Source organism: Streptomyces sp. NPDC001508 (assembly GCF_040298665.1).
Lineage (GTDB): Bacteria > Actinomycetota > Actinomycetes > Streptomycetales > Streptomycetaceae > Streptomyces.
In genome coordinates this window covers 22,967-29,773 of the sequence record NZ_JBEPAP010000092.1, presented here as the reverse complement: position 1 = coordinate 29,773, position 6,807 = coordinate 22,967, and the positions used below count along the sequence as shown (strand labels likewise).

The following is a 6,807-nucleotide window of genomic DNA, read 5'->3' as shown; positions in this document are numbered from 1 at the left end:
CAGGCCGACGATTCCCCAGAAGGACAACCGAAGCGCCAGTCAGGTGAAGAGTCAGACCCCCGGGCGATGCCATGGTCAATCCTCACTGTCAGGTGTTGGTGCCCAGGAGGGTCCGGAGTTCCTGGGGGAGCAGATGGTTGCAGGACTGCTTGGCCTGGTTGGTCAGGGCGTCGTTCACGCAGGTGTAGTAGTCGCGGTAGACCAGCTGGGCCGTGAACGCCGCGGCGACCAGGCTGAGGGCCAGCGCCGCGGTCACCAGGCCGCTGACCGCCGCCGCGGTCTGCGGACGGCCGGTCGGACGGCCGGTCTGCGGGCGGCCGGGTTGCGGGCGGTCGGGTTGCGCGGGAGCGGGACGGTCCGGGTCCGGGGTGCGCGGCTTGGCGCGCAGCGCGGTGATGCCCCAGTACAGGGCCAGCGCACCCAGCAGCAGGGCCACGTACGGCCAGCTGAACAGGGCGAAGAAGAAGGCCCACATCCCGCACAGCAGGGCGTAGCGGGCGCGCCGCTGGGCCGGGTCCGTGGGGTCCCAGCGCAGGCCGGGCCCGGGGGCGCCGCCACCCGGGCCCTGCGGACCGGCGCCGGGGCGCTCGCCGAAGCCGCCGGAGGAGCGGCCCGGCTGCCGGTCGCTCCACTGGCTGCCCCAGGGGGAGGGCTGCTGCGGGGTGCCGTTCTCGTCCGGGGAGGAGTCGTCGTCCCCGCCCTTGGGCCGCCGCGGCTGCCACGGACGGTCCGGCGTACCCTCCGGCGGCGGCGCGAACGGGTTGTCGTCCTGTGCTGCGCCGCCCCGCTCGTCCCCGTTCTGTCCGCCCGAGGGCGCGTCGGGCGGTGAGGCCGGGCGCTCCCGCACCAACACGGCGCCACGCTCCCCTCCCTGCACCGACTGCGGGGGGATCGTGAGGAGTCGCAGACTGCGGTCCGGCATCAACTGAGCGTCTTCCCCTAGGTGATCACAGATGTCTCATGTGAGCTGACACTTCGGCAACGCACCGCACGACGACAGCGTTCCCGAACCGCTCCCGTCCAGACGCTACCTTCCGGCCATGCCCCCGTCCCGTGGGGGCCTTCCCGTATGCCGGTATCGTTGCTGACGGCCGACTGCTTCGTAGGGTTCCCCGTATCCCGGGGCGCGAAGCAATCGTACGAATGTACAAAACGTCGTACGGGTGCGGCCGTCGTACCGAAGCCATTCCCCGAGAAAGGGCCCCACCGTGGCCGCCAAGCCCGAGGTCAAGCGCCTCGTCGTGCTGGTCTCCGGATCCGGCAGCAATCTGCAGGCGCTGCTCGACGAGATCGCGACCAGGGGCGCCGACGCATACGGCGCGCGGATCGTGGCCGTCGGCGCCGACCGTGACGGCATCGAGGGCCTGGCCCGGGCCGAGCGGGCCGGGGTACCGACCTTCGTGTGCCGGGTCAAGGACTACGCCACCCGCGAGGAGTGGGACGCCGCGCTCGCCGAGGCCGTCGCCGCCCACCGGCCCGATCTCGTGGTCTCCGCCGGGTTCATGAAGATCGTCGGCAAGGAGTTCCTCGCGCGGTACGGCGGACGCTTCGTCAACACGCATCCCGCCCTGCTGCCCAGCTTTCCCGGGGCCCACGGCGTACGGGACGCGCTCGCGTACGGCGTCAGGGTCACCGGTTGCACCGTCCACTTCGTCGACGACGGCGTCGACACCGGACCGATCATCGCCCAGGGCGTGGTCGAGGTCCGGGACGAGGACGACGAGAGTGCGCTGCACGAGCGCATCAAGGAAGTCGAGCGAAGGCTGCTCGTCGAGGTCGTCGGCCGGCTCGCCCGCCACGGCCATCGCATTGAGGGACGAAAGGTAGTTATCCAGTGACCGCCGAGAGCATCGAGAGCGGTAAGCGGCCGATCCGGCGCGCGCTCGTCAGCGTCTACGACAAGACCGGGCTCGAAGAGCTCGCGCGCGGGCTGCACGAGGCCGGCGTCGAACTCGTCTCCACCGGTTCCACCGCCGGGCGGATCGCCGCCGCCGGCGTGCCCGTCACCAAGGTCGAGGAACTCACCGGATTCCCCGAGTGCCTGGACGGCCGGGTCAAGACCCTGCACCCCAGGGTCCACGCGGGCGTCCTCGCCGACCTGCGGCTGGAGAGCCACCGGCAGCAGCTGGCCGAGCTGGGCGTCGAACCGTTCGACCTCGTCGTCGTCAACCTGTACCCGTTCCGCGAGACCGTCGCCTCCGGGGCCTCGCCCGACGAGTGCGTCGAGCAGATCGACATCGGCGGGCCGTCCATGGTGCGGGCCGCCGCCAAGAACCACCCGTCCGTGGCCGTCGTCACCAGCCCGGAGCGGTACGCCGACGTCCTCGCCGCCGTGCGGGACGGGGGCTTCGACCTCGTCACCCGCAAGCGGCTGGCCGCTGAGGCGTTCCAGCACACGGCGGCCTACGACGTGGCGGTCGCGAGCTGGTTCGCGAGCGAGTACGCGCCGGTCGACGCGTCGGGCTTCCCCGACTTCCTCGGCGCCACCTGGGAGCGCGCCGACACCCTGCGCTACGGCGAGAACCCGCACCAGCCCGCGGCCCTCTACGTCGACGGCACCGGCGGCGGTCTGGCGCGGGCCGAGCAACTGCACGGCAAGGAGATGTCGTACAACAACTACACGGACACGGATGCCGCCCGCCGTGCCGCGTACGACCACGACGAGCCGTGCGTCGCGATCATCAAGCACGCCAACCCGTGCGGCATCGCGATCGGCGCGGACGTCGCCGAGGCGCACCGCAAGGCGCACGCCTGCGACCCGCTGTCCGCGTTCGGCGGTGTGATCGCCGTGAACCGGCCGGTCAGCAAGGAGATGGCGGAGCAGGTCGCCGAGATCTTCACCGAGGTCATCGTCGCGCCCGACTACGAGGAGGGGGCCCTGGAGGCCCTTGCCAAGAAGAAGAACATCCGGGTGCTCAGGGCCGCGGACGGCCCGTGCAACCGGGTGGAGGCCAAGCCGATCGACGGCGGTGTGCTGCTCCAGTCCGCCGACCGGCTCCAGGCCGAGGGCGACGACCCGGCCAACTGGACGCTGGCGACCGGTGAGTCCCTTACCGCCGGGGAACTGCGGGAGCTGGCCTTCGCCTGGAAGTCCTGCCGGGCGGTCAAGTCCAACGCCATCCTGCTCGCCAAGGACGGGGCCTCGGTGGGCGTCGGCATGGGCCAGGTCAACCGGGTCGACTCGGCGAAGCTGGCCGTCGAGCGGGCCGGTGCCGAGCGTGCCCAGGGCTCGTACGCCGCCTCCGACGCGTTCTTCCCCTTCCCGGACGGCCTGGAGATCCTCACCGCGGCCGGTGTCCGGGCGGTCGTCCAGCCCGGTGGCTCGGTCCGCGACGAACTGGTCGTGGAGGCCGCGAAGAAGGCCGGCGTCACCATGTACTTCACCGGAACACGCCACTTCTTCCACTGACCCCCACCTCGTCCGTCCCGGGGGCCTGCCGGTCCCGGAGGTCCCGGTGACCCGGGGGTCGCGGTGCTCCCGGGCTCGCGGTGGTCGCGGGCGTTGCGCTGTCCCGGCGGTCCTGGCGGCTCGGGGGTCGCTGTGTTCCTGGGAGGGGGCGCGGTGGCCCGGCGTCCCGGGGCCCTGGGGTGCGGTGGTCGCGGCGTTGCGCTGTCCCGGCGGTCCTGGTGGCTCGGGGGTCGCTGTGTTCCTGGGCTCGCGGTGGTCGCGGCGTTGCGCTGTCCCGGCGGTCCTGGTGGCTCGGGGGTCGCTGTGTTCCTGGGCTCGCGGTGGTCGCGGCGTTGCGGTGTTCCGGGGGTGCTGGTGGTTCGGGGGTCGCTGTGTTCCTGGGAGGGGCGCGGTGGCCCGGCGGTCCCGGGGTGCGGTGGTTGCGGGCGTTGCGGTGGCCCGGCGCTCCCGGTGGCCCGGCGGTTGCGGTGTCCCGGGGGTGCGGTGGTCCGGCGGGCACGGTGTGTCGCGGGGGTGGCGGACCGTAGGGGCGGGTTGCGGTTCGTCGGCGGCTGCGGCTCGTGGGGGGTGTTCGCGCAGTTCCCCGCGCCCCTGAGGCCGGACCGGCTGAGCCCCCTCGACCGGCACCGGCGCGGTCTCGGCTGCCGTCGGGCTTGCAGTCGCAGCAGGACGGCGCTCGCGGGCGCTGTCCGTGTCGGCGTCGCTCGCCCTCCCGAGGGCGGGGCGGCGATCGGGCGCCGGTATGCCCTCGGCCGTGCGGAGCGGAGTGCGGCGGTGCCCTTGTCGGTCGGGGGGCCGGTGGCCGTCGGCGTGCTGAGGCCGTGGTGGTCGGGATGCGTGCGGGAGCGGCAGGTGCGCGCGATCTACCGTCGTGTGTCCGGCAGTTCGGGCGGCAGGTGCGGGTTCTTCGTGCCTGGTGGCGAAGTTGCGGTTCCGTGTGGGGCAGCGGGACATACCAGGGCCGTGTCCCCCTGCCCGGGTGGACACGGCCCTTGGCTGTGGTCGGCGTGCGGACGCGGTCGCGTCCCGCGACGGGTCAGTTCTGGACGACCATCGTGCTCGCGGCCTTGTCGTGCCAGCCCTGCTGGCGGCCGGACTTGTCCCAGAACGGGGACAGGTACACGATCAGCTGGCCGATGCCGCAGGCGAAGCTGCCGACCATCGGGATGATCCAGCGGATGAACGCCGAGCCCAGACCGGGCTTCTGGCCGGTGTCGGCCTTCACCACGCGCAGGCCGACGGCGAGCTTGCCGAGGGTCGCGCCCACCAGACCGGTCATCAGCCACTCGTAGAGCAGACCGGCGATGGCCAGGACGCCGACGACGGCGCCGAAACTGGCCGCGAAGTCCGAACCCGCGCTGTTGATGCAGCTGTTGTAGTCCGCCGCGTTCGGGTCGCAGTCCTTCGCCGAGCTGAGGGAGCCGGCGACGCCGATGGCGGCGAAGACGAAGTAGATGATGGACAGGATCACGCTGTCGATCACGCGGGCGCCGAACCGGCGGCCCATCGACGCGACGCGCGGTCCCGCGCCACCGCCCGGGTAGCCGGGCTGCTGCGGATAGCCGTAGCCCTGCTGCGGCGGGATGCCCGGGGCCTGCGGGTAGCCGTAGCCGGGCTGACCGGGCGGACCCGGCTGCTGCGGGTAGCCGTAACCCTGCTGGGGATCCTGCGGCGAACCGTAGGGGCTTTGGGGGGAGCCGAAACTCATGGCGGGATTTCCTCCGTTGTACTGCGGGGACGACGCGGATGGCGCGGAGGAACGTCAGAGTATGAGCGGTTTGCCCCCCAACACGGACCGCGGTACTGCGCCATTCATCGTTATAGCTGGGACAAGTCCTTGTCCAGCCGCATGGGACAGGCGTTGTGCAAGTGCAACATCGGCGATCTTGGACGAATCGGGATCCGGGGGAGCGGACGGCCCCGGATTGGAACCAGGGGGCGGTCATCCGGGAGGATGGGGGGCATGACCGCCCAGATTCTCGATGGCAAGGCCACCGCAGCCGCGATCAAGTCCGATCTGACCGCCCGCGTGGCGGCGCTCAAGGAGAAGGGCATCACGCCCGGCCTCGGCACGATCCTGGTCGGGGACGACCCCGGCAGCCAGAAGTACGTCGCAGGCAAGCACCGGGACTGCGCCCAGGTGGGCATCGCCTCCATCCAGCGCGAGCTGCCGGGCACGGCGACACAGGAGGAGATCGAGGCGGTGGTCCGCGAGTTGAACGAGGACCCCGCCTGCACCGGCTACATCGTCCAGCTGCCGCTGCCCAAGGGCATCGACGAGAACCGCATCCTGGAGCTGATGGACCCGGACAAGGACGCGGACGGCCTGCACCCGATGAACCTGGGCCGTCTCGTCCTGAACGAGCCCGCCCCGCTGCCCTGCACCCCGAGCGGCGTGCTGACCCTGCTGCGCCGCTACGGCGTGGAGATCAAGGGCGCCGAGGTGGTGGTCGTCGGCCGCGGCGTGACCATCGGCCGTCCGATGCCCCTGCTGCTCACCCGGCGCAGCGAGAACGCCACCGTCACCCAGTGCCACACCGGCACCCGTGATCTGTCCTCCCACCTCCGGCGCGCGGACATCATCGTCGCGGCGGCCGGTTCCGCCCATCTGATCCGGCCCGAGGACGTCAAGCCGGGCGCCGCGGTCCTGGACGTGGGCGTCTCGCGCAGCGCCGACGGCAAGATCGTCGGCGATGTCCACCCCGGCGTCGCCGAGGTGGCCGGGTGGATCTCCCCGAACCCGGGCGGCGTGGGCCCGATGACCCGCGCGCAGCTGCTCGTCAACGTGGTCGAGGCGGCGGAGCGCAGTGCCGGCTGAGAACACCCACTCGGACGCGGAGACGAGGGTCCGCGACGCGATCAGCGCGCCCGATGCCGCGGGGCGCCCCAAGCGGGCCACGCGCCGCTTCCCGCTGTTCACCAGGGACACCGCGCGCCCCGAGGGCGGCGGCCGGGCCGCGTCCGGCGATCTGCCGGCGCCGGCCCGCCAGTGGCCGTTGCTCGTCGTGCTGTCCGCGGTCGCCCTGGGCCTGCTGCTGACCGCCCTCGACGTGGTCCGGTACGGGACGCTGCTGATCGGCGCCGCCTTACTGGCCGGGGCGGTGCTGCGCTGGGCCCTGCCCGGCGTCGGCATGCTCGCGGTGCGCTCGCGCTTCACGGACATCGCCACCTATGGCGTGCTGGGGCTCGCGATCGTCCTGCTGGCGATGATGGCCCAGCCCAGGCCGTGGCTGGAGATCCCGTTCCTGAAGGACACCCTGCACTTCACGCTGAGCCAGTAGGCCCGAGTTGCCGGAAGGGGCAGGTCCACCGGGCCGGTCGCTGCTCGGCCGGGCCCGGTGTGCTCGCGGGCGGACGGCGGCCCGTCCCCTCCCCCGAGGGGAGACGGGCCGCCGTCG

General features: G+C 72.4%; 6 protein-coding genes. 4 read left to right on the top strand and 2 right to left on the bottom strand.

The window, feature by feature from the left end; translation table 11 throughout:
* Nucleotides 1–88: 88 nt before the first annotated feature.
* Nucleotides 89–922 (bottom strand): hypothetical protein, encoded by an 834-nt coding sequence (locus tag ABT245_RS42780; protein ID WP_351745632.1) that lies wholly within the window; start codon nucleotides 920–922, stop codon nucleotides 89–91.
* Between the two features lie 286 nt (nucleotides 923–1,208).
* On the opposite strand from ABT245_RS42780, the gene purN reads away from it, so the two are divergent.
* Together purN and purH are read left to right on the top strand one after the other, a co-directional pair.
* Nucleotides 1,209–1,838, top strand: coding sequence for a phosphoribosylglycinamide formyltransferase (gene purN / locus ABT245_RS42775; protein ID WP_351745629.1), 630 nt, complete (start codon nucleotides 1,209–1,211; stop codon nucleotides 1,836–1,838).
* On the top strand, nucleotides 1,835–3,409 hold the full coding sequence (gene purH / locus ABT245_RS42770; RefSeq protein ID WP_351745626.1) for a bifunctional phosphoribosylaminoimidazolecarboxamide formyltransferase/IMP cyclohydrolase: 1,575 nt from the start codon (nucleotides 1,835–1,837) through the stop codon (nucleotides 3,407–3,409). The genes purN and purH overlap by 4 nt, the downstream gene beginning before the upstream one ends.
* 1,036 nt (nucleotides 3,410–4,445) lie before the next feature.
* Here the strand turns inward: purH and ABT245_RS42765 are convergent.
* Nucleotides 4,446–5,117 (bottom strand): RDD family protein, encoded by a 672-nt coding sequence (locus ABT245_RS42765; RefSeq protein WP_351745624.1) that lies wholly within the window; start codon nucleotides 5,115–5,117, stop codon nucleotides 4,446–4,448.
* 255 nt (nucleotides 5,118–5,372) lie between these two features.
* On the opposite strand from ABT245_RS42765, the gene ABT245_RS42760 reads away from it, so the two are divergent.
* Nucleotides 5,373–6,227, top strand: a complete 855-nt coding sequence (locus tag ABT245_RS42760) for a bifunctional methylenetetrahydrofolate dehydrogenase/methenyltetrahydrofolate cyclohydrolase (RefSeq protein WP_351745621.1) — start codon at nucleotides 5,373–5,375, stop codon at nucleotides 6,225–6,227.
* Nucleotides 6,217–6,690: a DUF3017 domain-containing protein gene (locus ABT245_RS42755; RefSeq protein WP_351745618.1), complete on the top strand. Its 474-nt coding sequence runs from the start codon at nucleotides 6,217–6,219 to the stop codon at nucleotides 6,688–6,690. Before ABT245_RS42760 ends, ABT245_RS42755 begins: the two co-directional genes overlap by 11 nt.
* Nucleotides 6,691–6,807: the final 117 nt, after the last annotated feature.